The sequence below is a fragment of the Rhizobium changzhiense genome, from assembly GCF_013087625.1.
GTDB lineage: Bacteria > Pseudomonadota > Alphaproteobacteria > Rhizobiales > Rhizobiaceae > Rhizobium > Rhizobium sophorae.
In genome coordinates this window covers 338,730-364,111 of sequence record NZ_JABFCQ010000003.1, presented here as the reverse complement: position 1 = coordinate 364,111, position 25,382 = coordinate 338,730, and the positions used below count along the sequence as shown (strand labels likewise).

Below are 25,382 nucleotides of genomic sequence, written 5' to 3'. Positions count from 1 at the left end.
AAACGGATGAAATCAAAAACGAAAGCAGGATCAAGCATCCGACAGTCGGCATGCCGAGCCTTTCAAGCCACGGCTTGCGCGCCGGTGATTTCCACGAGCGAGCCGCACATGAAAGCCGCCTCATCCGATGCAAGGAAAGCAACGAGGGCTGCCACCTCATCCGGCCTGCCGATACGGCCGTAGGGGACGAGCCTATCGAGATCGGCGATCGTCCGCCCAGTGCGCGCAACACCGGCTTCGAGCATCGGCGTATGGATTTCACCGGGGCAGACGGCATTGACCCGGACCTTGTCGGGCGCATAGTCGCGGGCGAGGTTCTGGGTGAAGGCGGCGACTGCCGCCTTCGTCGTGTTGTAGGCGATGTGGTTCGGCGCGGGGTAGAGCCCCCATTGCGAGGCCGTGTTGACGATCGCGCCGCCACCGGCATTGATCATGTGCGGCAAGGCCGCACGGCAGAGATGGAACATCGAGTCCAGATTGACCGCGAAGCTCGTCCGCCAGTCTTCATCCGACAGGGACAGCAGGTTTCCGCGCCGGTTGATGCCGGCATTGTTGACCAGCACGTCCAGCCGGCCCTTGATCGCAAAGGCTTTCTCGATGAGGTCGACGCATTCCAGCTTCCGGGAGATATCGGCTCCGATGGCGGTTGCCGATCCGCCGACGGCCTCTATGCCGGAGGCGACCTCGCTTGCCGCCTGCGCATTCGTATCCGTCACCACCACGAAAGCGCCCTCATCGGCCAGTCTCTTGCAGATGGCCGATCCTATGCCGCCTCCGCCGCCCGTCACGACGGCGACCTTGCCCAGAAATCTTTTCATCTCGGAACCTCTCCCTTTGTCTTTATGCAATTCCGGACGCAAAACGGCTGCGCACCTTTGCTCGAATTGCTCTATCTGATGTAGCTGCCGCCGTTTATGTCGAAAGTCGCCCCGTTAACCGAGGCCTGCGAAGGCCGAAGCAGGAACGCCACCAGTTCGGCGATCTCCCCCGTTTCGGCCATCTCGCCGATCGGGATATCGCCGACCGCAGCATCCTTGCCGTGCCTCGCCACGAAGTCCTCGGCCATGTCGGTGCGCACCCATCCCGGCGCGATGGAGACGGCGACGACGCCGTCGCGCCCGAAGCTTCTTGCGATCGACTTGGTCAGATTGATCAGCGCCGCCTTGGTCGCGCCGTAGGGCATTGCGTCGGCGGCATATCCGCGCTGGCCGGCGCGGCTTGCCATATTGACGATCCGGCCGCCGCCATTCTGCCGGAAATGCACGAGCGCCTCCTTGCAGAGGTCGGCCGCCGCAAAGAAATTCACCTGGAACTCCTTCTGCCAGGCGGCCCGCCAGTCGGCAGGATCGGCGTCGACCGAAATCTCGGTGCGGATGCCGGCATTGTTGACCACGGCATGGATGCGCCCCGCCGCCGCGAGCGCATCGCGCCACAGCGAGAAGGCGCCGTCCGGGCTGGAGAGGTCGGCCTGGACGATCAGGCCGTCTCCGCCGATCTTGCGCAGCAGGGCTTCCGCCGCTTCCCTGTCGCGCCCGTAATGGATGATGGGTCGGGCTCCTTCGGCAGACAGGCGCTCGGCGATGGCTGCGCCGATACCGCCCGACGCCCCGGTGATGAGGACCGTCTGGCCGGCCAGCGGTTGAAGGTGAGACATGGCGGCTCCTAACCCAGCAAACCGACCTGGGGTCCCCAGGTGTCGGACAGCGCAAATCCCGCCGTGAAGGGATCGTCGTCGGACAAGCGGAGCTGTTCGCGACCGTAGACATAGGCCCGGCCAGTTATTCGCGGCAACACGGCGCGGCGGCCGCCCACCTCGGTCTCTCCGATCGCCTCCGCCAGGAATTCGCCGCCGATGATCGACCTCGACGTCCTGCGGTCGCCGACGGAGACCTCGCCCCTGGCGTAGAGCGTGGCAAGGTTGGCCGAACTGCCGGTTCCGCAGGGCGAGCGATCGACGCGGCCGGGCTGCAGCGTCGTACAGGTCCGCACTGCCCCATCTGGTTCCTGTCCGCGAAACATCACGTAAGCGATCTCATCGACGCCGTGCAGCACGGGATGGGCGACAGAAATCTGGTCTGCAAGCAACGACTTGAGTTCGATCCCGGCTTCCGCCAGCAGCCGGGCATTGGGAGGCGTAATATCGAGGCCGAGCTGATCGACATCGACAAGCGCATAATAGACGCCGCCGAAAGCGACGTCGATCTTGATGCGGCCCCATTTCGGCGTCTCCACCTCCCGGTCCAGCGCCTCGGCAAAGCTCGGCACGTTGTCGAGACTTACCGACAGGCAGCGGCCTTCACGGCAGATAGCGCGCGCAACGATGAGGCCGGCCGGCGTATCCAGGCGAACCACCGTCTCCGGCTCCGACATCGGCACCGTTCCACTTTCGAGGAGCGCGGTGACCACGCAGATGCAGTTGCTGCCGGACATCGGATGGGCGCGGTCGGCCTGGAGGACGATGAAGCCGGCATCCGCATCGGCGCATGTCGGCGCGATGAGCAGGTTCACCGACATGGCGACATTGGCGCGCGGCTCGAAGGTCACGAAGCGACGCAGGCTGTCGTCGACCGTGTTGATGTGGTTCATCTTGTCGAGCATCGTCGCGCCCGGTATCTCAGGCGCGCCTGAGACGATGACCTTGCCGATCTCACCCTGGCAGTGAACCTGCAGCAGATCGAGGCTTCGGTTCCAGTTCATTCGGCCGCCTCCGGCTTGATGTACCAGCCCCAGGGATCCTCGCTGACGAAGCGGGTGATCTGCTTGGTCTCGAGATAGTTGTCGAGACCCCAGCGGCCGAGTTCGCGGCCGATGCCGGATTCTTTGTAGCCGCCCCAGGGGGCTTCGGTGAAGGTCGGCTGCGAGCAGTTGATCCAGACGATGCCGGCGCGGAAAGCGGCGGCGACGCGCTCGGCCCTGATGTCGTCCTTCGACATGACGGCGGCGGCGAGGCCGAAGCGGGAATCATTGGCGAGTTCGACCGCCTCCGCTTCTGATTTGAACGGCCGGATGCAGACGACGGGTCCGAAGATCTCTTCCACCCAGGCGGCGCTGTCGAGCGGAACGTCGGTCAGAACGGTCGGCTGGAGGTAGTAACCCTTGTCGAACCCTTCAGGGCGGGCGCCGCCGCAGGCGACGGTCGCGCCGGCCTGCCGCGCCTCCTCGATCGTCGCGACGACCTGCTCGTGCTGACGCTTGGAAACCAGCGGCCCAAGCAGCACACCCTCGTCCAGACCATTGCCGATTTTGATCTTGTTCGTTTCCTCGACCAGACGCGCGAGCAAACGCTCGTAGATGGTGTCCTGCACAAGGACTCTTGATGTCGCCGAGCAGACCTGGCCCTGGTTCCAGAAGATGCCGAACATGATCCACTCGACGGCCTCGTCGATATCGGCGTCCTCGAAGACGACGAAGGGCGACTTGCCGCCGAGCTCCAGGCTGACGCGCTTCATATCGCGGGCGGCGGCCGCCATGATTTTCGAGCCGACCGGGCCGGAGCCGGTAAAGGCGAGTTTATCCACTTGCTTGTGATCGATAATCGCCTGGCCGGCGATCGAGCCAGCGCCGGTTACGATGTTGAGGACACCCGCAGGCAGCCCAGCTTCGTCGGCGACTGCCGCCAGTTCGAGCGCCGTCAGCGATGTCAGTTCGGCCGGTTTCAGCACCACGGTGCAGCCGGCGGCAAGCGCGGGAGCAACCTTCCATGCCGCCATCAGCAGCGGATAGTTCCAGGGAATGATCGCGCCGGCCACGCCAATCGGCTCGCGCACCGCCTTGGAGGTGAAGCGCTGATCGGGAAGCGCGATCGCCTCCTCGGGATTGTTGTCGAGCTGTTCGGCCAGACCCGCATAGAAATCGAAGCAGCCCGCCGCGTCGGCGACATCCCAGTCGGCCTCGGGCAACGGCTTACCGTTGTCGAGAACTTCGAGGCGGGCGATCTCGGCCTGGCGGGCACGGATTCCGTTCGCAATCGCGCGGAGATATCTGGCACGCTGGGCGCCCGTCAGCTTCGGCCAGCCGTCCTTGTCGAAGGCCCGGCGAGCCGCTTTGACGGCGAGATCGACATCTTCGGCTGTTGCGGCTCCGATCGTCTGGATCACCTCCTCCGTCGCGGGGTTGGTCACCTCGCAGGCGCCGCCCTTAACCGGCTTCACCCATTTTCCGTCGATATAGAGTTCGCTTCGCATGTTCACTCCCATTCTCCTTGCGCCAGGCACCGCTCTCAGAAGCGATGGACGCGATAGGGTTTCATATCCACGGGCGGCTGAACGCCTGTGATGAGGTCGGCCATCAGACGGCCGGTCGTGGCCGCATAGGTAAGGCCGAGATGTCCGTGGCCGGTTGCGTACCAGACGTTGCGGCGCTTGGCGGAAGGCCCCATGACCGGAACGGTGTCAGGCAGCGCCGGGCGATGCCCCATCCACTCCGTCGCCTGCCGGACCTGTAGATCCGGCAATGCCTCCTGAGCCCGCTTCACCAGGATCTTCGCGCGCCGATAATCCGGGGACGCGTCGAGGCCGGCCATCTCGACCGTGCCGCCGACGCGGATGCCGCCCGCCGTCGGCGTGACCATGAAGGCGCGCGCCGGCCAGATGATCGAATGGCGCATCGAGATACCGGGCTCCATGATCTGTGTGTGATAGCCGCGCTCGGTTTCGAGCGGGATATGTTCGCGCAGCAGCGCAGAAAGCCTTGCGGTGAAGGCGCCGGCCGCAAGCACCACCTCATCCGCCGCAACACTGCGCCCATCCGCCAGCCGCAGAGCGGAGACGCCGGCCTCGCCCTGATCGAAATCGACGACGTCACCCTGAACGATCTTGCCGCCAAGCGCCTGAAATCTTTCAGACAGAGTGATGACCAGCCTGTAGGGGTCGGTGATCGACCGGTTGTCGGGAAAGAGCACCGCCTTGCCGATCTTCGTCGTCAAAAAAGGCTCGAGATCGCGGATGGCGTTGCCGCCGAGAATTTCGTGCCTGAAGCCCAAGCGCTCCAGGATTTCCATATGCTCCCGATCGGCCTTGAATTCGGCCTCGTCGGCATAGAGGCTGAGGCACCCCTCGGCCGTCAGCATGTGCGTCAGGCCGGTCTCCTTCAGCAGCGCGTCCAGGTCTTCGTAGACGCGTCGGCAAAGCGCGGCGCCGGCCGCCTCCAGCGCCCGCAGCTTCGAGGGACGGCTGGCGGCGAGGAACCTGAGGAACCACGGGATCAGTTTCGGCATGTAACCGGGCCGGATGCGCACCGGCCCCTCCGGATCGAGCAGCCATTTCGGCATCTGCGCCCAGATGCCGGGCCGCGAGGCCGGCATGAACTCGGTGACGGCGATACTTGCCATGTTGCCGTAGGAAGCGCCGCGGCCCGGCGCGTCGCGATCGACAAGCGTCACGGAAAGGCCGCGGCGCTGGAGTTCATAGGCGATGGTGACGCCGATAATGCCGGCGCCGACGACCACGATGGATGACACGGCAAACCTCACAATTTCAGTGGTCCCTGGCGCGGCTTGGCCGCTCCAGATCTGTTACCGATTGAGGATCGGCTGCATCGCGGCCTTGAATTCGGCCTTTTCCTCCGGTGTCAGTTCACCGAGTGGGGCGCGGCATACACCCACGGGCAAGCCCTGAAGCTCGCAGCCATACTTGATCTTCTGCACGAACTTGCCGCTTTCGAGGATGTTCATCGCCCGGTAGAGCGTTTTCATCTGCTCGCGCGCTTTACCCAGATCGCCAGATCGGAACGTGCGGTCGAGGTCACAGCAGGCCTTGGCCATGCAGTTCGACGGTCCGCAGATCCAGCTTTCCGCGCCCCAGAACATGAAGTCGAGCGCGATATCGTCAGAGCCGCTGACAAGCTGGATCTTGCCTTCATAGCGGCTGGCGATGTCGATCGCGCGCTGCAGCACGCCCGAGCTTTCCTTGATCCCGATCACGCGCGGATTATCGGCAAAATGATCCATCAGCTCGAAACTGATGTCCGAACCATCCTTGGCCGGATAGGAATAAAGCACGAGGCTCACATCGACGGCGCCGAGGACGGCCTCGTAGTGCTTGATGAGCTCCGCTTGTGTCGGACGGGTATAAAATGGCGGCGCCAGCAGGACCATGTCATAGCCGATATCCCTGGCCATCGCCGTCTGCTCGATCACCTCGCGGGTGGCGGGCGCATTGGTGCCGGCGATCAGAATTTCGCCCGGCCTGGCAGAATCCTTGACGAACTGCAGCACGTCGCGGCGCTCTTCCCTGGACTGGCTGAAATACTCTCCCGTCGACCCGTTTGGAACCCAGCCGGTGACCCCTGCCTCGCGAAGATGCGTCAGAAGCCTTTCGAACGCCTTGAAGTCGATCCTATTGTTTGCGTCGAAGGGAGTGATGAGCGCGGGCATGACGCCGGAAAGTTTCATGGAATTTCTCCTGTCCTGGGAAAGACTGATTAGATTGCGAGCTTCTTGAGAATGCGCCCCTCGATGAGGGAGACGGCCCGCGTGAGTGGGAAGGCGATGACGAAGTAGATGAGGGCGACAACCGTCAGCACTTCGACGGGACGGGCCGTGTTGTTCGAGATGTTCTGGCCGACGAACATCAGGTCCGCCATGCCGACGGCCGAGACCAGGGCGCTTTCCTTGAAGAGGCTGACGCAGTTCGACAGCAGCGTTGGGATTGCGCGCAGCACCGCCTGCGGCAGCACGACGTTTATCACCTGGCTCCTGCGCGGCAGGCCGAGGGCGACGCAAGCGTCCAGTTGCTCCCGGCCGATCGACTTGAGGCTCGCCCGAAAGGTCTCGCTGGTGATCGCCCCCATATAGAGAGTCAGCGCGATGACGCCGGACACCATGTTCGAGAGTTCGACGCCGAGGAGCAGCGGCAGGCAGAAGAAGATCCAGAAGAGCTGGATAAGGACCGGCGTTCCGCGGAAGAACTCGACATAGGCGCCCGAGGCCGCTCGAAGCGCGAGGTTGCGTGACGTCCTCATCAGGCCGACGAGAAAGCCGAGGGTGCATCCGAGCACGATGCAGATGACCGTCAGCTTGATCGTCATCCACAGGCCGAGCAGAAGTGCGTTTTCGAAACGCAGCAGGATCGAGAAGTCGAGCGTCATTCTGGCCTCCTAGCTGACGAGGATCTGACGGCGGCGTTCGAGCAGGCCGACGATCTGGGTTATCGGGAAGGACACGGCGAAATAGATGAGAGCGACGACGGTGAAAGTCTCAATCGGCCGATAGGTCTCGGTGGCCAGCGTCTTGCCCTGGTACATCAGGTCCTGGACCGCCACGATCGCGACCAGCGCGCTCTGCTGGAAGATGACGATGCCGTTGGTCAGCAGCACCGGGATCGACGCGCGGAAGGCCGTCGGGAAGACGATGTAGAGCACCCGCTGCAACGGATTGAGACCGAGCGCGATGCCGGCGTCGAACTGCTCGCGCGGCACCGCCTGGATGGACGCCCGGTAGGCCTCGGCGTTGAACGCCATCAGATTGAGCCCGAGCGCCATGATGCCCATCGTCACCGGGTCGAGGAAGACGTCGAACAGCATCGGCACGCAGTAGAATATCCAGACGATCTGGACGATGGCGGGCGTGCAGCGGAAGAATTCGACGAACAGCATGAAGGGCAGCCGCAGAACCCGGTAGGGGCTCATGATCAGAAGTGCGAGCGCAAAGCCGAAGACGATGCCGATGACATTCGCCGCAGCGGTCAGTTCCAGCGAAACCCACAGCCCCTGCAGAAGCGGAGCCAGCGAGACCGCGTTGAAGTCGAACGTGTAGTTCATGGTTGCCCCTCCCTACTGCTTGATATGGAAGACGCGGTCGATGAATTCCTTGGTGCGCTCCTCGCGCGGCGCGCCGAGCACCTGCTCGGGAGGGCCATCCTCGACGACCACGCCACCGGCGCAGAAGATCACGCGGGAGGCGATGTTTTTGGCGAACCACATGTCGTGGGTGACGATCATCATCGGCATGTCCTGGGCGGCGAGCTGCAGGATGACCTGCTCCACTTCGCTGACGAGCTCCGGATCCAGAGCCGAGGTGACTTCGTCGAAAAGCATCAGCTTCGGGTCGAGCATGAGCGCGCGGGCAATCGCGACGCGCTGCTTCTGTCCGCCGGAAAGCTGGGCCGGATAGGCATTGGCCTTGGCGCCGAGCCCGAAGCGCTCGAGCAGCGCTTGGGCGCGGGCCGCGGCCTTCGCCTTGGCTTCCCCGCGCACCTTGCAGGGAGCGAGGATCAGGTTCTGGGTGACGTTCAGATGCGGAAACAGCGTATAGTGCTGAAAGACCATGCCGATCGAACGGCGGACATTGGTGTCGATCTGGGTCTTCCTGCTCACCGCTTCGGAAGAAATATACGGCTTTCCATCGAAATTGATCGACCCGCTGTCGATCTGCTCCAGCCCCATCATCACTCTCAGCAGCGTGCTCTTGCCGCCGCCGCTGGGGCCGATGACGACGACGCGTTCGCCGGGCTTCATTTCGATGTCGATGCCTTTCAGCACCTGGATTGCTCCGTTGCCATAGCTTTTGTGGAGCGCCTGCATTTTCACGAGGGGAAGGCTGAAGGACGTGGTCATGCCAATCTCCGATGATCGAAGCTGGAAGGGCCGGCGCGAATGTCGCACCGGCCGGTGAGATTACTTTGCGCCCTTGAGCACGTCGTCGACCGCCTTCTTGATCAGCTCGTCGACGTGACCGGTCGCGACCTTCTCTTCGAGGAAGATATCGACCACCTCGACGTCGGCAGCCGAAAGATTGTGCGGCAGACCGAAAGCGACGCCCTGCTTGGCGAGGGCCGGCGTCGGGTTGAGCGCCACTGCCCATTCCGGGTTCGACTGGGTGAAGAGCTGGTTGGTGTCGGAGGCGTCGACCAGGATGTCGGCACGCTTCGAGGTAACCGCCAGGCGGGTCTCGTCATTGCCGGGAAGACGCATGACCGTGGCGTTCTTCACCGCTGCGGAAATGGCCTTGTCCTGCGCCGTGCCGGACATGACGGCGAGCGTCACGCCAGCCTTGTCGATATCGGCGACCGAAGCGGCGCCGGCCGCAATCTTCGGATTGTTTTTGTTATAGGCGAGCGAGATCTGGTACTCCATCGCCGGGATCGAGAACTGCACGGCCATGGCGCGCGTCGGCGTCCGGTTCAGCGCCAGCGATAGATCCCATTTGCCGGCTTGCAGGCCGGCGACGATATTGTCCCAGGTCGTATCGACGAATTCGGGCTTCACCTTCAGGACATCGGCGAATTCCTTGCAGAGATCGGCGAAGAAGCCGGAATATTCACCCGTCGCCGGGTCGCGCATGACATAGGGCGGCGCGACGGCCGCGCCGCAACGCAAGGTGCCCGCCTTCTGCACGCCCTGCCAATATCCCTCAGTGGTCTGGGCGTGTGCGGCGGTTGCGGAAAGACCTCCCATCAGGGCGAGCGCGGGCAGCGCCCGCAAGGCGGACGTTATCAACTTCGAAAGCATCGGCATTCCTCTTTTGCTGTGCGCGAAGCGCGCGGTTCCACTCGTCGGCTGTAGCCGTTTCTGTTATTTTCGTGTCGGCTGCGTGTCGACTGAGAAAGATATGTCAACAGCGTGTCGACAAAGTCAAGCGGAAAAATTACATTGCCGCCACGCGGCTTTTCTGGCCCAATGGGACCCGCGTCGAGAGAAAGGGACTTAAGTGTCTGATGAATCGGAAGTGAAACGAATCCGCGGGACCGGCTGGAAAAGCGTCTACGAGACGCTCCGTAACGAGATCCTGTCGCTCGCTCTACCGCCCGGTCAGCTTCTCGATGAGATGACGCTCGCCGAACGCTTCGACATGTCGCGCTCGCCGGTGCGCGAAGCCCTGATCCGGCTCGGCGCCGACGAGCTGGTCGTCACACTCTCGAACCGGAGCACGATCGTAGCGCCGATCGAAGTGGCGACGTTTCCCAAATATGTGGAGGCGCTCGACATCGCGCAGCGGATGAATACGCGGCTTGCTGCCGCGCTCAGAACCGAGGCTGACCTGAAGATCATCGCCAAGCGGCTGAAGTCGTTCGAGGCGGCGGTCAAAACAGGCAATCACCTCGCCATGTCGGAAGCCAACAAGGAATTCCACATGGCAATCGCCCATGCCGGAAAAAACCAGTATCTCGCCTCGTTCTACGAGAAGCTGCTGTCGCAGGGGCAGCGCATGCTCCACCTGCATTTCGAATATCTGGAGCGAACCCACGAGGGCTATCTGCTGACCGACGAACACGCGCTCATGCTCAATGCGGTCAGGGATAAGAACGTGGAACTCGCCGACGAACTCGCCCACGCCCATACGCGCCAGTTCCAGGACAATTTCATCAACTTCATGCGCGAGAACTATACGACGGATGTCGCGTTAGGCCCGCTGCGGGCTGCGGAGTAATCAAATGAAAATCGACAGTATCGGCTTCGTCGGAACCGGCGCTATTACCGAGGCAATGGTTCGCGGCCTTCTCACTGAGCCGGCCTATGCCTCCGAGATTCACGTGTCTCCACGAAGCGCTCACATCGCCGCGACGCTGGCCGACGAATTCGCCGCCGTCAGAATTGCCAAGGACAACCAGGACGTCGTCGAGCGCAGCGACATGGTGTTCCTGGCAATACGGCCGCAGGTTGCCGAGGAGGTCGTGCGCGCGCTATCGTTCAGGGATAGCCAAATGGTCGTCAGCCTCGTTGCGGCGACGGAGCGCCAGGCCCTGTCCGAATGGATCGGCGCCGACGTGCATCTGGTGCAGGCGATCCCCCTGCCCTTCGTCGCAGGCCGGCAAGGCGTCACCGCCATCTATCCGCCCGATACCGCCGTCGCAGCGCTTTTTGATGCGCTCGGAACGGCTGTCCAATGCCAGTCGAGGAAGGAATATGATCTTCTCGCGGCAGCGAGCGCAATGATGTCGACCTATTTCGGCATCATGGAGCAGATTGCCGTCTGGCTGGAGAAAAGCGGCCTCGAAAAGGCGAAGGGACAGGCCTACATTGCCCCGCTCTTTGCAAGCCTTGCGCAGAAAGCGAACAGCCCCGGCAACGAACCTTTCAGCGCGCTGAGCCGCGAATTCGCGACCAAGGGCGGACTGAACGAGCAGGTTTTCTCAGACTTCGAGAAGAAGGGCGGCCTTGCCGCATTGACCGCTGCACTCGACGGCGTACTTGCCCGGATCGAGGGCAGGACCTAGAACGTCGGCGGCGTGCAGGCGCTGATGACTTCGCAGGGCACCGGTCCGACGCAGCGGAAGCGGTGAGGGCGCCTGCTTTCGAAATAGTAGGCGTCACCCGGCCCAAGGATCCGCCGCTCGTCATCGACCGTCACCTCGAGCCTTCCCGACAGCACGATCCCGCCTTCTTCGCCCTCGTGAACAAGCGGAACCTTTCCGGTGTCGGCGCCCGGCTGGTAACATTCCTTGAGTATTTGCAGGCTTCGCCCGAACAGGTTTTCTCCAACCTGCCTGTAGGAGATGGCGCCCTTGCCGATCTCCACCAGCTCCTCGGCCGCATAGAAGGCCTTCCTTGGACGCTCGGGCTCGAAGGCGAAGAATTCCGCCAGGCCGATGGGGATGCCGTCCAGAATTCGCTTCAAGGCCCCGACCGAGGGATTGGAGGCGTTCGATTCGATCAGCGAGATCGTCGAATTGGGCACTCCGGTGCGCTTGGCAAGCTCACGCTGGGAAAGCTTATGGGCGATGCGGAGATGGCGAAGACGGCTGCCGATATCGACGGACATGGTGCGGTTCGTTTGTGTTGTCCAGAATATCCAAAATCATAACGCTGAAATTGTGTAATTTCAACAGCTTGCACCGACAAAGAAAAGGACTTGTTTGAAAAGGAGAAATTGTCATTCTCGGCGCATTCCAAGGAGGCCAGGATGGACCAGCTCAACAAGACGAACGCGCCCGTACTCGAAAATTTCTGGATGCCGTTCACCGCAAACCGGCAGTTCAAGGCGACGCCGCGGCTTCTCGCGGCAGCAGAGGGCATGTACTACACTGACATCGATGGACATCAGGTGCTTGACGGCACGGCCGGCCTCTGGTGCTGCAACGCCGGCCATGGCCGCAAGAAGATTGCCCAGGCCGTCGAGCGGCAGCTTGCAACGCTGGACTATGCGCCGACCTTTCAGATGGGGCATCCGATCGCCTTCGACTTCGCCGCGAAATTGGCCGCGAATGCGCCGGGCGGTTCGGAAGCCAAGCTCGACAGGGTGTTCTTCACCGGCTCGGGTTCGGAATCGGTGGATACGGCGCTGAAGATCGCCATCGCCTACCAGCGCGCCATCGGCCAGGGCACCCGCACGCGGATCATCGGGCGCGAAAAGGGCTATCATGGCGTCGGTTTCGGCGGCATTTCCGTCGGCGGCCTTGTCAACAATCGCCGGGTCTACCCGCAAATACCGGCCGACCATATGCGCCACACGCTCGACGTCGAGCGCAATGCGTTTTCGAAAGGTCTTCCCGCTCATGGCATCGAATTGGCGGACGATCTCGAGCGCCTCGTGCAGTTGCACGGCGCCGAAACCATCGCGGCTGTTATCGTCGAGCCGATGTCGGGATCAGCAGGCGTGGTTCTGCCACCGAAGGGCTATCTGGAGAAACTGCGCGCGACCGCCGACAAGCACGGTATCCTGCTGATCTTCGATGAGGTCATCACCGGCTTCGGGCGTCTCGGCGCTCCCTTCGCAACCGACTATTTCGGCGTCGTGCCCGACCTGATCACCACGGCAAAAGGCATCACCAACGGCGCCATTCCCATGGGCGCGGTCTTTGCCAGCCGCAAGATCTATGACGGACTGATGGTCGGACCGGAAAATGCGATCGAACTCTTTCATGGCTATACCTATTCAGGCCATCCGGTCGCCTGCGCGGCCGGGCTCGCGACGCTCGAGATCTACGAGGAGGAAGGCCTGCTGACCCGCGCATCCGTGCTCGCCGAATACTGGCAGGAGGCTCTCCATTCGCTGCGAGGCTCGCCCAACGTGGTGGACATCCGCAATCTCGGCCTGGTCGGCGCGGTGGAGCTGGTGCCGAGAGCCGCAGCGCCGGGAACCCGCGCTTACGACGTCTTCGTCGACTGCTTCAACAAGGGTCTGCTGATCCGCGTAACCGGCGACATCATCGCCCTCTCGCCGCCGCTCATCATCGAGAAAAGCCAGATCGACACGATCGTCTCGACACTCGGGGATGCGCTGAAGCGCGCGGCATAATTCTGCATCCCGCGTGCCGCTCCCGTCGGCGATCGGACGTCCGGTCCATCGTCGACGGAACCATCCGGCACACCGAGATAAAGCTCAGCGCTTCAAGGTCTGTGACGGCAGCTCGCCGAAGCGCTTCCTGTATTCGGCTGCAAATCGCCCCAGATGCGTAAAGCCCCATCTCAGCGCCACGTCGGCGATGCCCTGCTTCGCGTCGGATTCGAGCAAATCGCGATGGGCGGCGGCCATCCGAAGTTCATGCAGGTAGGCCATCGGGGTCGTATCCCTGAACTGCCGGAAGCCCTGTTGCAAAGTCCGAACGCTTACCTTGGCTGCCATCGCGATATCGTTGAGCGAAATCGGCTCGGCGATGTGTTCCTGCATGAAGTCGATGGCCCATTTCACATGGCGTGGGGCCGGCGCCGGAGCAGGGAGGGCTAGCTCGTTCGAATAACGATTGGGGCAGGTCTCCAGAAGCAGATAGATCGCCGCGTCGCAGAGCGAGCCGGCGGCCAGCGGCGACCGTTGCAGCGGTCCGTTGCCGCTCAGGCCGCGATGGAGGCTCGAGACAAGTTGCTGGAGTACAAGCCCAGGACCGGTCGTCAGATCGATGTGAGGATGAAAATCGACGTCGCCGCTGATCGTTCTCTCGAACATATGCGTCAGGTGGCTGATGATCTTCGCCTGATCGACGAAGAGGCCAAAATGACGGCGGGGGCCAAACAGGCGAGCACCCGCGGCACGACCTGCCTCAAGGATCGTGCCACGCGCGGGAACGGAATAGATTTGCTCCCGCATGCCTTCGAAGGATGCGTTCCCTGCCATCGGAAGAAAAACGATCATCCTATCGCTGGGCGCCTCCCGCCTGATCAGGATTGTGCCTTCGTAGGTACAATCGGCAACCGTTACCTCTTCTCCCACGGAGACGAAATTGCAGTGGTATGCAATCGGCATATTGCCTTCGGCCGCAACCTTGATCGGGGAGGTTGGTGTCGACAATATTTCCGAGAGTTCATCCGGGTCCGTTCCGCTGTGCGCCGTTTCCCGAAACAACATGCTCTGCACCGCCAGCTGTTGGGCGAGGCTGCCATCGTTATGTATATGAGAATTAACGGACATTCGTGACCTCGAAAGACGATGTACACAAGTGATAATGGATTTGCGCAATCATGTTCATCCCTCCTATTTGTGTTGCCCCCAGGACAGATTCAGCCGTAGCGGCTGATGGCGAGATCCGTCACGTCGATTTCCGGCTGGCGGCCGCCGACGAGATCGCCGATGAGCCGGGCCGAACCTGTGCTCATCGTCCAGCCGAGCGTGCCGTGGCCGGTATTGAGAAAGAGGCCGGCGATCTTTGTCGGGCCGATGACCGGCGTGCCATCGGGCGTCATCGGGCGCAGGCCGGACCAGAAGGAGGCCTGGGAAATATCGCCGCCGGGGAAGAGATCGGTGACCGAATGTTCCAGCGTGCTGCGACGGGCCAGGCCGAGATCGTTGGTATAGCCCGATATTTCGGCCATGCCGCCGACGCGGATGCGGTCGCCGAGCCGGGTGATGGCGATCTTGTAGGTTTCGTCCATGACGGTCGATTCCGGTGCCCGTGACGCATCGGTGATCGGGATAGTGAGCGAATAGCCCTTGACGGGATAGACCGGCAGCCGGATGCCGAGTGGCTTCAGCAGCAGCGGCGAATAGCTGCCAAGCGCGACCACCACCGCCTCGGCACTCATCCGCTCACGATCGCGATCGGGATCGCGTTCGGTGATGATCCCGCGCACCCGGCCGGCCTCGATATCCAGCGCCCTGATCGTCGTCCCGTAAGCGAAGCGGACGCCGAGCGCCTCTGCTTTGGCGGCCAGAGCATTGGTGAACTTGAAGCAGTCACCGGTCTCGTCCTTCGGCGTCAGCAGGCCGCCGACAATCTTGTCGCGCACATGCTTCAGCGCCGGTTCGAAGCGGATACAGCCGTCCCGGTCCAGCACCTCATAGGGAATGCCGTCGGCAGCCAGCGCCTTGACATCCTTTGCCGAAGCCTCGAGCTGCTGCTCAGTGCGGAACAGCTGCAGGGTTCCCTGCATGCGTTCATCATAGGCGATGCCGGTCTCGGCGCGAAGTTCGGCAAGCGCGATGCGGCTGTAATCGGCAAGGCGCAGCATGCGGCTCTTGTTGATCGCGTAGCGCTCGGAGGTACAGTTGGACAGCATCCTGGTCATCCAGGCAAGCATGGCCATGTCGAGTTTCGGGCGCAGGATTAGCGGCGCGTGTTTCATGAACAGCCATTTCATGGCCTTCATGGGGATGCCGGGCGCTGCCCATGGCGAGCAATAGCCGAAGGAGACTTCGCCGGCATTGGCAAAGCTCGTCTCCAGCGCCGGACCAGGCTGCCGGTCGACGACCGTGACCTCATGGCCAGATTTGGCCAGCTGATAAGCGGATGTGACGCCGACGATGCCGGCTCCTAGAACGATGACCTTCATGATGTTCCCAATGATGGAGCCGCCGGCTCTTAGCGATATTGCCTGTCGTAACGATCGCCCAGGCCGGTTAGGATTTCGTAAGAAATGGTGCCGGCGTCACGGGCGATGTCCTCGAGCGTCTGATGACGGCCAAGCACTTCGACGAGACTGCCGAAGGTCAGCGCGCCTTCGGGCAGTGCTGTGATATCGACGGTCGCGCTGTCCATCGACACGCGGCCGACGATCGGCAGGCGGATGCCGTTGAAATAGACGGCGCCACGGTCGCCCAGCGACCGGGGCAGGCCATCGGCATAGCCGGCGGCAATGGTGGCGAGACGCGTTTCCCGTTGCGTCACATGCGCGCCGCCATAGCCGACCTTCGCCCCCGCCGGCACGGTGCGCGTCTGCACGATGGCGACATCGAGGCTGACGACCGGTTCCATCGGGTTCTTCTCGCCGGCGTTCGGAGCGCCGCCATAAAGCGCGATGCCGGGGCGGGCAAGCACGCCGTGATAGGCGTCGCCCAGGAAAACGCCGCCGGAATTGGCAAAGGATATGTCGAAGCCCGGAAATTCGTCGGCGATGCGAAACATCTCGGCAAACTGCTCGCCGTTCTGCTCGCTGTCCATGTCATCGGCCGACGCCAGATGGCTCATGATGAACAGGATTTCGACATTGGTGCCATCGCGAAGAGCCGCCGCCAGCTCTGCTCGCTCTTCCCTGGGAAAGCCGAGCCGCGACATGCCGGTGTCGAACTGCAGGACGGCGGGCAGGCAGCGCTTCAGAATGCGCGCGGCGGCCGACCATTGCCGCCACTGCGCCAGTGAATTGAGAACCGGGACGATGCCCATCTCGGCGCAGGCAATTTCGTTACCGGGCTGCAAGCCGTTCAGCACCAAAATCTGAGCGTCCTGTGCAAGGGCCGGCCTGAGCCTCACGGCCTCGACAAATTGGGCGACGAAGAAATGCCTGCAACCTTCACTGTAAAGCGCTCTCGCCACCCGCTCGGCGCCGAGACCATAGGCATCGGCCTTGACGACGGCGCCTGCGCGGACCGGCGCCAGCATCGATAGCAGCTTGCGATAGTTGCGGCCGAGGGCGGCAAGATCGATCGTCAGATAGCCCGTGGCTCCCTGCGCGGTCGTGGCAGTTCGTGTGCGGGAAACCAAAATATCGCTATCCATGTCCACCCCTTTTTCGATCTCGTGGAATGTATGAAATAACGAGCGAAATTGCCTATCATTCAGCAATCGATTATTGCACAATTTGCCCATTATTCGCATAGTCAACGAAAACTTGGAACGATCTCTCATGCCCGCTCTCGACGCGATCGATCGCAATATCCTGAGACTGCTGCGCCTCGATGCCCGCATGAGCAATGCCAAGCTCGCCGCCGAGATCGGTCTCTCTCCATCGGCCTGTCTCAGGCGCATCAAAATCATGGAAAAATCAGGCGTGATCCGCGGTTATACGGCGCTGGTCGACACTGGAAATGCGGATGAGATGATTGCCGTGATCATCAACATCACCCTGGAACGACAAACGGAGGATTATCTCGACCGCCTCGAAGCGGCGGTTCGCCGGCATCCCGAGATCCGGGAATGTTTTCTGATGACCGGCGGTTCGGACTATCTGTTGCGCGTCGAGGTTGCCAATGCCGGCGAGTTCGAGCGAATCCATAAAGAGATCTTGTCGACCTTGCCCGGCGTCCTCAGGATTCATTCCAGCTTCTCGATCCGCAATGTTCTGGCGACGCGCACGCGAGGCAGGCGCTAAACGCGTTACGAGGCAGCCTAATCGCCTGCCAATGAGAGTCCCTATTCCTCCCCTCCGCCGACGGACCGGGAGCCGCGCCGCGCTCTAAAAAGTCAGTTGCACCTTACAGGCGGCCGAGCGGTCGCCGGCGAGGATGAAAGCTGCGGCGGCTTGTTCGAGCGGCAGGCTGTGGCTGATAATCGGCCGGACATCGATCTTGCGGCTGGAGATCAGATCGACGGCGGTCGCAAATTCCTCGTGGAAACGCTGGGTTCCGTGGAGTTGAAGCTCCTTGCCGACGATGGCGTTGAGAGGGATCGGGACGTCTCCTGTGACGCCGACCTGCACGATCGTTCCGCGCGGCCTGATGGCGGCAATCGCGCCGCGGATGGCCGGGGCGGCGGCCGAGCATTCGAAGACGAGATCGAAATAACCCTTTCCCGCCTCGAATTCCGCAAGCGCCTGGGCATTTTTGGAAACATTGATCGTGCGGCTGGCGCCCATCGCTTTGGCCCGATCCAGCGCCGCATCCGCAAGATCGGTCACCACGATCTCGCCGGCGCCATGATAGGAGGCGACGGCAACCATCAGCGCGCCGATCGGGCCGGCTCCGGTGACCAGCACGCGTTTGCCTGTGATCTCTCCCGCGCGCGATGCCGCGTGCAGGCAGACGGAGAGCGGCTCGCTGCAGGCGGCTTCCGCCGCAGGTGTCGCAACTCCGACCGCAAAGCACTGCTTGGCCGGCACCACCAGCCATTCCCGGAACATGCCCTGCTCATGCGGCAGGCGCATTGCACTGCCCATGAAGCGCATTTCCAGGCAGTGGATCGGCATGTTTTTCTCACAATATTCGCAATGCCCGCAGGGCTGGCTGGGATTGACCGCCACCAGCGTCCCGGCCTTCAGGTCGACTCCCTCGCCCGCTTGGCTCACGGTCCCTGAGGCCTCGTGGCCGGGTATGATCGGCTCGCGAACCCGGACCGGGCCGAAGCCGCCATCCTGATAATAATGCAGGTCGGAGCCGCAAATTCCTGCGGCCGCCATTTTGAGCAGCACCTCGCCGGGACCAGGGGCCGCAACCGCAGCGGTCTCGATCCTGAGATCGCCCTTTTGGTAAAGCCGTGCCACACTTGTCCGCATCGTGTCCATCCTATCTCAACAGTCCAAGCTGCTGCGGCAGCCAGAGCGATATGGCCGGGACGAAGGTGATCAGGATCAGCGCCAGAAAGAGCGGTACCAGCCAGGGCAGGATCGCCATGGTCGTCCGTTCGACGGAGAGTTTCGCGACCCGCGACAACACGAAAAGCACCATGCCGAGCGGCGGGTGCAACAGGCCGATCATCAGGTTCAGCGTCATGATGAGACCGAACTGGACCGGATCGATCCCGAACTTCAGGACTATCGGCAGAAGGATCGGCACGAGGATGGTAATGGCCGCGATCGTATCCAGGAAGCAGCCGACGAAGAGCATCAAGAGGTTCACCAGGATAAGGAAAACCCATTTATTGTCGGTGATCGACAGGATAGCATCGGACAGCAGCTGTGCCGCCTGGCTCACCGTCAACAGCCAGGCAAAGACCGATGCCGCGGTGACGATGAAGAGAACCGATGCCGTCGTCTCGATCGTATCGAAACTTGCCTTGGCGAGCGTCGAGGGCGTCATCGTGCGGTAGCGCACCAGGCCGAGGAACAGAGACCAGAGGACGGCGGCGACGGCAGCCTCCGTCGGCGTGAACCAGCCCATCGTCATGCCGCCGATCAGGATCACTGGCGTCATCAGCGCCATGACGGCGGAGAAGCGGAAATACCAGTCGAGGGCAAGAAGCAGGGCAAGGGCGATGCCGGCTGCGGCATTCATCGATACCCCGGCACGCATCATCAGATAGATGGCCAGCGGCACCGCCAGGACGACGACGATTTCCATCCCGGCCGACAGCAACTGCCTGACATCGAACGGTGCGTCCGAGCCCCAGCGCTTCTTATAGGCGAAGGCGGCGACAGTGATCATCATCAGCAGCGTCATCACAATGCCTGGCAGGATGCCTGCCATGAAAAGAGCGCCGATCGAGACGTTCGCCATCATGCCGTAGATCACGAAAGGCAGCGATGGCGGGAAGATCGGGCCGAGCGTGGCAGACGCTGCCGTCACTCCGACCGCGGCCTCGACCGGATAGCCGTGATCCTTCATTGCCTTGATCTCGATCGTGCCAATACCCGCTGCATCGGCGAGCGCAGTGCCCGACATTCCGGAGAAGATCACCGAACCGATGATATTGACCTGCGCAAGACCGCCCTTCATCCAGCCGACGAGAGCGACGGCAAAGGAATAGATGCGGCCGGTGACACCAGCTGAGTTCATCAGGTTGCCCGCGAGGATAAAGAACGGCACGGCGAGCAGCGGGAAGCTTTCGACGCCGGCGATCATGCGCTGGGCGACGATGATGTCGGGGGCGACGCCGTAAAGGACGATGTAAAGCACGGATGCGACAGCCATCGAGATGGCGACGGGCACCCCGATCAGCATCAGCACCAGAAACGAACCAAGAAGCAGCAGCATCGGATCAACCCTCGACGGTCTGGAATTCTTCGGGGCGCTCCAGAACGGAGTAGCCGCGGCGCATGTTGGTGATGAAGACGATGACCGCGCGGATCAGCATCAGCACGAAAGCGATGAGAACGGCGTAGAAGACGATGTTGCGCGGCAGGTCGATGGTGACCATCTGCTCATCCGCCACGATGTCGACATAGCGCCACATCAGGTGGCAGCCATAGGCGAAGAAGCCGATGCGGACGATATCGACGAAGGTGGCGAGCACGCGCGCCAGGCCTGCAGGCATATAGTGATAGAACACATCGACCTGGATATGCCGCGAGGTGCGCACGCACATGACGGAACCCAGAAAGACGACCCCGATCAGGCAGTTGATCGCAATCTCCTCGGTCCATGCGTAGCTGTCGTTCAGCACATAGCGCGTGAAGAACTGCAGGAAGACGCAACCCGCCATCAGCCAGAAGACGATCAGCGTGATCCAGTCTTCGATGGCATAGTCCGAGACGTTTGCCGTCGGCGCGTGCCCTTCGAACTCGTGACCGATTTCCTCGGCGGTGATTGGCGTGTGAATTTCTTGCGACATGATCGGCCCTGTTTCAGTTGAGGAAGAAGGGCGCGGCGTGGGGGGCGTGCCCTTCGTGTCGACATCGTCTTGCGCTCGGCGGCGCCTGCCCCTCATCCGGCTGCCGCCACCCTTGCCTGGGTCGAGCCACGTGTCTCGACCCGTCCTTCGGACCCCCGCAAACGGGGCGAAGGGACATGCCGCAGCGGCTTCTTCAACCCTCGACGCTGCATTGGCACGTCCCCTCTCCCCGTCTAAACGGGGAGAGGTTAGGGTGAGGGGCATGACGAACGGGTGGCTTGCGGGCTTTATTGTATCGCGCGGATTGCTTCCCAATCGGCCTTCTCGTAGCCGAAATCCTCGAACTTGACCTTTTCCATCACGGTCTTTTCGAAATCGGCCTTGTCGACCTCGGCGACGTTCAGGCCCTTTTCCTTGAAGGTCGCAATAAGACCGTTTTCCTTGCCGGCGATCGTCTTGCTCGTGCGCTCGGCGGCCTCCTGCATGACCTCGCCGAAGATTTTCTTGTCCTCGTCGGAAAGGCTCGCCCACCGCGTCTTCGAGACCACGGTGTTGAGGTGATCGACGATGTGGCCGGTGAGGATGATGTTCTTCTGGACTTCGTAGAACTTCTTCGCCTCGATTGTCGTCAGCGGGTTTTCCTGCGCCTCGACCGTGCCGTTCTGCAAGGCGAGATAGACTTCTGCAAAGGCGATCGGCGTCGTGTTGGCGCCGCAGGCGCGCGGCATGGCGAGATAGGCGGGAACGTCGGGCACGCGGATCTTCAGGCCCTGCATATCGGCGCATTTGGCGATCGGCTTGTTTGATGTCGTATGGCGCGTGCCGTAATAGCTGACGGCGGTGATGTGGTTGCCGGTCTTGTCTTCATAGCCTTTGGCAAGGCGCTTGAAGACATCGCTCCTGGTATAGGCGATCAGGTGATCGGGACCGCGGAAGATATAGGGAAAGTAGGTCACGCCGATCGGCTTGTAGTCGCGCGCCGCAAAGCTCGATCCCGAGATGATGATGTCGACCGTCCCGAGCTTGAGGCCCTGGTTGATGTCGGCTTCCTTGCCGAGCTGCGACGCCGGATAGACCTCGATCTTGTAGCGCCCGTCGGTGCGTTTGTTGATCTCTTCCGCGGCCCAGACGGAATCCGTGTGGAAGGGCTCGGACGTTTCATAGACATGCGCCCATTTCAGCACTGTCTGGGCCTGCGCGATCGCGCTGCTCGCCATGATGACGGCTGCAGTGCAAAGTATCGTTGCCAGTCTGCTTTTCATTGCTCTCTCCTCCCGAGCTTGGGTTAAGTCTTGGCAGTTGCTTTCGACGGCCGCCTGTTGCGTCCGCGCTCCTCTTCCCCCGAAAACTCCTCCCCGAAGCTCTCGGAAAATCTCTTCTGCGACATTGTGAGATGGGCGCGCATGGCAGCCTTGGCGCCGGCGGCATCGCCGGCGGCGATCGCGTCGCGAATGGCGCGATGTTCGTCCAGGGCGCTACGCCATGTCGTCGGCCCCTCGAAGTGGCTGGCGAGCCTTGCGAAATAAGGGGTCATGCGCATGTCGAACATCTCGCCCGTCACGCGGATCAATGTCGCATTCCCGACGATGGCGGCAATGCCGGTGTGGAAGGCGCGATCGGCATCGAGCACCGCGATTGCATCGTTGACCACGCCACTCATGCGCGTCAGAGCCTCATCGAGCAGAGCGACATCGTCCGGTTTGGCGCGACCGGCAGCCTCTTCGGCGATGGCGCATTCGATAATGGCACGCGCCTGCAGCAGCTCGAACGGCCCCTCCACCGGCTCTCGCTCGGCCCCGGCGGCAGTCGCGGCATGCCGGCGCACCACATAGATGCCGGATCCCATGCGGATGTTGACGAGGCCTTCGACCTCCAGAACGATCAGCGCCTCGCGGACGGTCGGGCGTGACACCGACAGTTGCTCCGCCAGATCGCGCTCGGCCGGCAGCCGCTGGCCGACGGCAAGCTCGCCGCTGGCGATCATCAAGCGAATCTGATCCGCGACCTGCCGGTAAAGACGGCGTGATTCAACAGGCGAAAACATCATGGCCTCCCCGGCGAGCTTCTCCTCAAGCGCGCAGACTGGTCAACTGGCCTGACCAATTAACATACAGGTATCACCCCTTGGGCTGTGCGTCAATCCGCCGCATAAACTTGAAAGGAGAGTAACATAGACCGAGCCGAGCACGCAAAAACCCCGCCGAGGCGGGGTTCTTTGCGACGGTGGCCGACTAGTTGTTATGGGCCGCGCAGGCCTCATCCATCGGCGTGGCATTGCTCGTGCCGCCCTGCGTCTGAAGATTGTCGGAGTTGTTGACCGGATTGGGGCATTTGGGCTTGTCGGTTTTCATTGTGCCGGTGGTCGTAGAGCCGGTCGTGGTGGTATCGGTCGCCATCGGCTTTTTGGCCTTCATATCGCCGCTTGCACCGCCGCCCTGATCGGCCTGGTTTTTATCGATCGTGGCGCCGGCTGGTGCCGGATTGGACTGGGCGAAAGCTGACGTGGCCATGCCGACAGCGAAAAGCGAAGCTGCTACGAGTTTCATACGCATCCTGGTGTCCTCCTTGGGATCTTTGGGTGATCAGGCAGAACCTCGCCGGCACGTCATTGTTCCGCAGTTTCTGCCTACGAACATCCCATATGCTCTGGAGCCCCGGGCGCGCCCAAGGATCAAAGGTGAGGCAGAGTCAGGAAGTGAGCGATGGCCAGCGGCGACCGAGTTCGTGAAGATTACTTCGCGTAAAGCGCTCGCGACCGCTCGAGATGCTTGAGGAGCGCCGTTTCCGAGCCATCCACGTCGTTTGCTTCAAGGCGGTCGACGATTTCGTCGTGTTCGGCGAGCGTGAATTTTTCCTTGCCGGTCCAGATCAGCATCTCGGTATGATATTCCTTCAACCAGGCAAGCATTGCTTCGCTGACGGCGACGTAGATCGGATTGCCCGATATCTGCGCGATGCGGGTGTGAAACTCCATGTCCGCGTCGATGAACTCTTCGGCCCGCCCAAGCGACATTCGCTGGCGTTCGATGATATTCCTGAGGTCGGCGATATCATTTACCGAGGCCCGCTGCGCGGCCTCGCGTGCCATGCCCCGCTCGAAGAAGATGCGGGCGCTCTTGAGATGCTCCAGCGAGTCCGCTGATTGCGACAGCATGATCTTGGCGGTGAGATCAACCTGGCGGAATATCGACTTTGCCGTCAGCCTGAGGACCTTCGCCCGCTCACCGTGCGAAATGCTGACAAGACCTTTATTGGCAAGGGACTGCATGGCCTCCCTGATTGCCGGCCGGCCGACGCCGAAGCGTTCCATCAGCACGCGCTCGGATGGCATTTCGTCGCCGGGCTGAAGCTCGCCCGAGGTGATCATTCGCTCAAGTCGATCAAACACTTCGTCAGAGAGTTTTCGGCGGACGATTTGTTCGAGGGGCTGGGTCATCACATCTCGCTGGCTCAAAATGTTTTCTCCTAACAGTTTCCGTGTCGAGAACAAAGCTGTCGGCGAAATTTTGCGGATCCGAAGATTCTACTTTTCATAAGTTGGAATACTCATTATACCAGATCACAAGTTGACGCCATGGTAATCTGCGTGGCGAGAGGAGCAACCGTCAGTTTCATGATGATTACCCTGACCTACCGTATCGAAACGCCCGGCAGCGTCGAGGCGATGGCGGAAAAGATCGCGAGCGACCAGTCGACCGGAACCTTCGTTCCCGTCCCCGGCGAGACCGAAGAGCTGAAATCGCGTGTCGCCGCCCGCGTGCTGGCGATCCGTCCGCTCGAAGGCGCCAGTCATCCGACTTGGCCCGAGGTCGCCCCCGGCACGCTGCTTCATCGCGCCGATATCGACATCGCCTTTCCGCTGGACGCGATCGGGACAGACCTTTCGGCATTGATGACCATTGCGATCGGCGGCGTCTACTCCATCAAGGGCATGACCGGCATCCGCATCGTCGACATGACGCTGCCTGACGCCTTCAAAAGCGCGCATCCCGGACCGCAGTTCGGCATCCCTGGGAGCCGCCGCCTCACCGGCGTCGAAGATCGCCCCATCATCGGAACGATCGTCAAGCCGGCGCTTGGCCTCAGACCACACGAGACGGCGGAACTGGTCGGCGAGCTGATCTCATCCGGCGTCGACTTCATCAAGGATGATGAAAAACTGATGAGCCCGGCCTATTCGCCGCTCAAGGACCGCGTTGCGGCGATCATGCCATGCATTCTCGATCACGAGCAGAAGACCGGCAAGAAGGTCATGTATGCCTTTGGCATCTCGCATGCCGACCCGGACGAGATGATGCGCAACCACGACATCGTCGCCAAGGCCGGCGGCAACTGCGCCGTCGTCAACATCAACTCGATCGGCTTCGGCGGCATGAGCTTTCTGCGCAAGCGCTCCGATCTGGTGCTGCATGCGCATCGAAACGGTTGGGACGTGCTGACGCGCGATCCGGGCGCCGGCATGGATTTCAAGGTCTATCAGCAGTTCTGGCGGTTGCTCGGGGTCGACCAGTTTCAGATCAACGGCATCAGGGTCAAGTATTGGGAGCCGGACGACAGCTTCGTCTCGTCCTTCAAGGCCGTCAGCACGCCGTTATTTAATGCCTCCGATTGCCCGCTTCCGGTTGCCGGTTCGGGCCAGTGGGGAGGACAGGCGCCGGAGACCTATCAGCGGACCGGCCGCACCATCGATCTTCTCTATCTCTGCGGCGGAGGTATCGTCAGCCATCCCGGCGGCCCGGCGGCCGGGGTTCGGGCCGTGCAGCAGGCCTGGCAGGCCGCGGTCGCGGACATCCCGTTGGAGACTTATGCGAAAGATCATCCGGAGCTTGCAGCGTCGATAGCAAAATTTAGCGGCGGCAAGGGCGCGTGACCACC

26 protein-coding genes are annotated in these 25,382 nt (G+C 61.9%); 5 read left to right on the top strand and 21 right to left on the bottom strand.

Annotation, left to right across the window (positions count from 1 at the left end):
* Positions 1–62: 62 nt before the first annotated feature.
* The 10 genes from G9X68_RS16800 to G9X68_RS16755 all read right to left on the bottom strand — a co-directional run bounded on the left by G9X68_RS16800 (position 63) and on the right by G9X68_RS16755 (position 9,447).
* Positions 63–818, bottom strand: coding sequence for an SDR family NAD(P)-dependent oxidoreductase (locus G9X68_RS16800; protein ID WP_171603359.1), 756 nt, complete (start codon positions 816–818; stop codon positions 63–65).
* A 71-nt stretch (positions 819–889) separates the two neighbouring features.
* Positions 890–1,654: an SDR family NAD(P)-dependent oxidoreductase gene (locus G9X68_RS16795; RefSeq protein WP_171603358.1), complete on the bottom strand. Its 765-nt coding sequence runs from the start codon at positions 1,652–1,654 to the stop codon at positions 890–892.
* Between the two features lie 8 nt (positions 1,655–1,662).
* On the bottom strand, positions 1,663–2,697 hold the full coding sequence (locus tag G9X68_RS16790) for a proline racemase family protein (protein ID WP_171603357.1): 1,035 nt from the start codon (positions 2,695–2,697) through the stop codon (positions 1,663–1,665).
* Entirely contained in the window at positions 2,694–4,184 is a 1,491-nt protein-coding gene (locus tag G9X68_RS16785) for an aldehyde dehydrogenase family protein (protein WP_171603900.1), read from the bottom strand. The genes G9X68_RS16790 and G9X68_RS16785 overlap by 4 nt, the downstream gene beginning before the upstream one ends.
* A gap of 35 nt (positions 4,185–4,219) precedes the next feature.
* Positions 4,220–5,458: an FAD-dependent oxidoreductase gene (locus G9X68_RS16780; protein ID WP_171603356.1), complete on the bottom strand. Its 1,239-nt coding sequence runs from the start codon at positions 5,456–5,458 to the stop codon at positions 4,220–4,222.
* Positions 5,459–5,512: 54 nt separating this feature from the next.
* Positions 5,513–6,391 (bottom strand): dihydrodipicolinate synthase family protein, encoded by an 879-nt coding sequence (locus G9X68_RS16775; RefSeq protein WP_171603355.1) that lies wholly within the window; start codon positions 6,389–6,391, stop codon positions 5,513–5,515.
* Positions 6,392–6,420: 29 nt separating this feature from the next.
* Entirely contained in the window at positions 6,421–7,086 is a 666-nt protein-coding gene (locus tag G9X68_RS16770) for an amino acid ABC transporter permease (protein WP_171603354.1), read from the bottom strand.
* Between the two features lie 9 nt (positions 7,087–7,095).
* The gene (locus tag G9X68_RS16765) at positions 7,096–7,758 is read right to left on the bottom strand and encodes an amino acid ABC transporter permease (protein ID WP_171603353.1); all 663 of its coding nucleotides are present in this window, start codon (positions 7,756–7,758) and stop codon (positions 7,096–7,098) included.
* A gap of 12 nt (positions 7,759–7,770) precedes the next feature.
* Entirely contained in the window at positions 7,771–8,553 is a 783-nt protein-coding gene (locus G9X68_RS16760) for an amino acid ABC transporter ATP-binding protein (RefSeq protein ID WP_171603352.1), read from the bottom strand.
* A gap of 60 nt (positions 8,554–8,613) precedes the next feature.
* The gene (locus tag G9X68_RS16755) at positions 8,614–9,447 is read right to left on the bottom strand and encodes a substrate-binding periplasmic protein (protein WP_171603351.1); all 834 of its coding nucleotides are present in this window, start codon (positions 9,445–9,447) and stop codon (positions 8,614–8,616) included.
* Between the two features lie 199 nt (positions 9,448–9,646).
* On the opposite strand from G9X68_RS16755, the gene G9X68_RS16750 reads away from it, so the two are divergent.
* Together G9X68_RS16750 and G9X68_RS16745 are read left to right on the top strand one after the other, a co-directional pair.
* On the top strand, positions 9,647–10,366 hold the full coding sequence (locus G9X68_RS16750; RefSeq protein WP_138330836.1) for a GntR family transcriptional regulator: 720 nt from the start codon (positions 9,647–9,649) through the stop codon (positions 10,364–10,366).
* 4 nt (positions 10,367–10,370) lie between these two features.
* Entirely contained in the window at positions 10,371–11,153 is a 783-nt protein-coding gene (locus tag G9X68_RS16745; RefSeq protein WP_171603350.1) for a pyrroline-5-carboxylate reductase, read from the top strand.
* On the opposite strand, the gene G9X68_RS16740 is transcribed toward G9X68_RS16745, so the two are convergent.
* Entirely contained in the window at positions 11,150–11,698 is a 549-nt protein-coding gene (locus tag G9X68_RS16740) for a cupin domain-containing protein (protein ID WP_171376813.1), read from the bottom strand. The genes G9X68_RS16745 and G9X68_RS16740 overlap by 4 nt on opposite strands.
* Before the next feature lie 141 nt (positions 11,699–11,839).
* Between G9X68_RS16740 and aptA the strand changes: the two genes are divergently transcribed.
* The gene (gene aptA, locus G9X68_RS16735) at positions 11,840–13,174 is read left to right on the top strand and encodes an omega-aminotransferase AptA (RefSeq protein ID WP_171603349.1); all 1,335 of its coding nucleotides are present in this window, start codon (positions 11,840–11,842) and stop codon (positions 13,172–13,174) included.
* Positions 13,175–13,258: 84 nt separating this feature from the next.
* On the opposite strand, the gene G9X68_RS16730 is transcribed toward aptA, so the two are convergent.
* The 3 genes from G9X68_RS16730 to alr all read right to left on the bottom strand — a co-directional run bounded on the left by G9X68_RS16730 (position 13,259) and on the right by alr (position 16,802).
* Positions 13,259–14,281 (bottom strand): helix-turn-helix transcriptional regulator, encoded by a 1,023-nt coding sequence (locus G9X68_RS16730; protein WP_171603899.1) that lies wholly within the window; start codon positions 14,279–14,281, stop codon positions 13,259–13,261.
* 89 nt (positions 14,282–14,370) lie between these two features.
* On the bottom strand, positions 14,371–15,639 hold the full coding sequence (locus G9X68_RS16725) for a D-amino acid dehydrogenase (RefSeq protein WP_171603348.1): 1,269 nt from the start codon (positions 15,637–15,639) through the stop codon (positions 14,371–14,373).
* 29 nt (positions 15,640–15,668) lie between these two features.
* Entirely contained in the window at positions 15,669–16,802 is a 1,134-nt protein-coding gene (gene alr / locus G9X68_RS16720; RefSeq protein ID WP_171603347.1) for an alanine racemase, read from the bottom strand.
* Between the two features lie 127 nt (positions 16,803–16,929).
* Between alr and G9X68_RS16715 the strand changes: the two genes are divergently transcribed.
* A complete protein-coding gene (locus G9X68_RS16715; protein WP_020047400.1) occupies positions 16,930–17,394 on the top strand; it encodes an Lrp/AsnC family transcriptional regulator in 465 nt (154 codons plus the stop codon).
* Between the two features lie 84 nt (positions 17,395–17,478).
* Here the strand turns inward: G9X68_RS16715 and G9X68_RS16710 are convergent, their stop codons facing one another.
* The 7 genes from G9X68_RS16710 to G9X68_RS16680 all read right to left on the bottom strand — a co-directional run bounded on the left by G9X68_RS16710 (position 17,479) and on the right by G9X68_RS16680 (position 23,943).
* The gene (locus G9X68_RS16710) at positions 17,479–18,513 is read right to left on the bottom strand and encodes an L-idonate 5-dehydrogenase (protein WP_171603346.1); all 1,035 of its coding nucleotides are present in this window, start codon (positions 18,511–18,513) and stop codon (positions 17,479–17,481) included.
* Positions 18,514–18,523: 10 nt separating this feature from the next.
* Entirely contained in the window at positions 18,524–19,930 is a 1,407-nt protein-coding gene (locus G9X68_RS16705; RefSeq protein WP_029874539.1) for a TRAP transporter large permease, read from the bottom strand.
* 4 nt (positions 19,931–19,934) lie between these two features.
* Positions 19,935–20,507, bottom strand: coding sequence for a TRAP transporter small permease (locus G9X68_RS16700; protein WP_171603345.1), 573 nt, complete (start codon positions 20,505–20,507; stop codon positions 19,935–19,937).
* A gap of 287 nt (positions 20,508–20,794) precedes the next feature.
* Entirely contained in the window at positions 20,795–21,769 is a 975-nt protein-coding gene (locus G9X68_RS16695; protein WP_171603344.1) for a sialic acid TRAP transporter substrate-binding protein SiaP, read from the bottom strand.
* Between the two features lie 23 nt (positions 21,770–21,792).
* Complete coding sequence (locus G9X68_RS16690; protein WP_171603343.1) at positions 21,793–22,551, bottom strand: FadR/GntR family transcriptional regulator; 759 nt, start codon at positions 22,549–22,551, stop codon at positions 21,793–21,795.
* Between the two features lie 187 nt (positions 22,552–22,738).
* On the bottom strand, positions 22,739–23,059 hold the full coding sequence (locus G9X68_RS16685) for a hypothetical protein (RefSeq protein WP_171603342.1): 321 nt from the start codon (positions 23,057–23,059) through the stop codon (positions 22,739–22,741).
* 179 nt (positions 23,060–23,238) lie between these two features.
* Positions 23,239–23,943: a transcriptional regulator NanR gene (locus G9X68_RS16680; RefSeq protein WP_171603898.1), complete on the bottom strand. Its 705-nt coding sequence runs from the start codon at positions 23,941–23,943 to the stop codon at positions 23,239–23,241.
* A gap of 177 nt (positions 23,944–24,120) precedes the next feature.
* Between G9X68_RS16680 and oiaX the strand changes: the two genes are divergently transcribed.
* Entirely contained in the window at positions 24,121–25,377 is a 1,257-nt protein-coding gene (gene oiaX / locus G9X68_RS16675; protein ID WP_171603341.1) for a 3-oxo-isoapionate-4-phosphate decarboxylase OiaX, read from the top strand.
* Positions 25,378–25,382 lie beyond the last annotated feature (5 nt).

What these genes read in the sequence shown, in the direction of transcription:
- G9X68_RS16800 (WP_171603359.1), bottom strand. Translation starts at nt 818, where the DNA reads ATGAAAAGATTTCTGGGCAAGGTCGCCGTCGTGACGGGCGGCGGAGGC.
- G9X68_RS16795 (WP_171603358.1), bottom strand. Translation starts at nt 1,654, where the DNA reads ATGTCTCACCTTCAACCGCTGGCCGGCCAGACGGTCCTCATCACCGGG.
- G9X68_RS16790 (WP_171603357.1), bottom strand. Translation starts at nt 2,697, where the DNA reads ATGAACTGGAACCGAAGCCTCGATCTGCTGCAGGTTCACTGCCAGGGT.
- G9X68_RS16785 (WP_171603900.1), bottom strand. Translation starts at nt 4,184, where the DNA reads ATGCGAAGCGAACTCTATATCGACGGAAAATGGGTGAAGCCGGTTAAG.
- G9X68_RS16775 (WP_171603355.1), bottom strand. Translation starts at nt 6,391, where the DNA reads ATGAAACTTTCCGGCGTCATGCCCGCGCTCATCACTCCCTTCGACGCA.
- G9X68_RS16770 (WP_171603354.1), bottom strand. Translation starts at nt 7,086, where the DNA reads ATGACGCTCGACTTCTCGATCCTGCTGCGTTTCGAAAACGCACTTCTG.
- G9X68_RS16765 (WP_171603353.1), bottom strand. Translation starts at nt 7,758, where the DNA reads ATGAACTACACGTTCGACTTCAACGCGGTCTCGCTGGCTCCGCTTCTG.
- G9X68_RS16760 (WP_171603352.1), bottom strand. Translation starts at nt 8,553, where the DNA reads ATGACCACGTCCTTCAGCCTTCCCCTCGTGAAAATGCAGGCGCTCCAC.
- G9X68_RS16755 (WP_171603351.1), bottom strand. Translation starts at nt 9,447, where the DNA reads ATGCTTTCGAAGTTGATAACGTCCGCCTTGCGGGCGCTGCCCGCGCTC.
- G9X68_RS16745 (WP_171603350.1), top strand. Translation starts at nt 10,371, where the DNA reads ATGAAAATCGACAGTATCGGCTTCGTCGGAACCGGCGCTATTACCGAG.
- G9X68_RS16740 (WP_171376813.1), bottom strand. Translation starts at nt 11,698, where the DNA reads ATGTCCGTCGATATCGGCAGCCGTCTTCGCCATCTCCGCATCGCCCAT.
- aptA (WP_171603349.1), top strand. Translation starts at nt 11,840, where the DNA reads ATGGACCAGCTCAACAAGACGAACGCGCCCGTACTCGAAAATTTCTGG.
- G9X68_RS16730 (WP_171603899.1), bottom strand. Translation starts at nt 14,281, where the DNA reads ATGTCCGTTAATTCTCATATACATAACGATGGCAGCCTCGCCCAACAG.
- G9X68_RS16725 (WP_171603348.1), bottom strand. Translation starts at nt 15,639, where the DNA reads ATGAAGGTCATCGTTCTAGGAGCCGGCATCGTCGGCGTCACATCCGCT.
- alr (WP_171603347.1), bottom strand. Translation starts at nt 16,802, where the DNA reads ATGGATAGCGATATTTTGGTTTCCCGCACACGAACTGCCACGACCGCG.
- G9X68_RS16715 (WP_020047400.1), top strand. Translation starts at nt 16,930, where the DNA reads ATGCCCGCTCTCGACGCGATCGATCGCAATATCCTGAGACTGCTGCGC.
- G9X68_RS16710 (WP_171603346.1), bottom strand. Translation starts at nt 18,513, where the DNA reads ATGCGGACAAGTGTGGCACGGCTTTACCAAAAGGGCGATCTCAGGATC.
- G9X68_RS16705 (WP_029874539.1), bottom strand. Translation starts at nt 19,930, where the DNA reads ATGCTGCTGCTTCTTGGTTCGTTTCTGGTGCTGATGCTGATCGGGGTG.
- G9X68_RS16700 (WP_171603345.1), bottom strand. Translation starts at nt 20,507, where the DNA reads ATGTCGCAAGAAATTCACACGCCAATCACCGCCGAGGAAATCGGTCAC.
- G9X68_RS16695 (WP_171603344.1), bottom strand. Translation starts at nt 21,769, where the DNA reads ATGAAAAGCAGACTGGCAACGATACTTTGCACTGCAGCCGTCATCATG.
- G9X68_RS16690 (WP_171603343.1), bottom strand. Translation starts at nt 22,551, where the DNA reads ATGTTTTCGCCTGTTGAATCACGCCGTCTTTACCGGCAGGTCGCGGAT.
- G9X68_RS16685 (WP_171603342.1), bottom strand. Translation starts at nt 23,059, where the DNA reads ATGCGTATGAAACTCGTAGCAGCTTCGCTTTTCGCTGTCGGCATGGCC.
- G9X68_RS16680 (WP_171603898.1), bottom strand. Translation starts at nt 23,943, where the DNA reads ATGACCCAGCCCCTCGAACAAATCGTCCGCCGAAAACTCTCTGACGAA.
- oiaX (WP_171603341.1), top strand. Translation starts at nt 24,121, where the DNA reads ATGATGATTACCCTGACCTACCGTATCGAAACGCCCGGCAGCGTCGAG.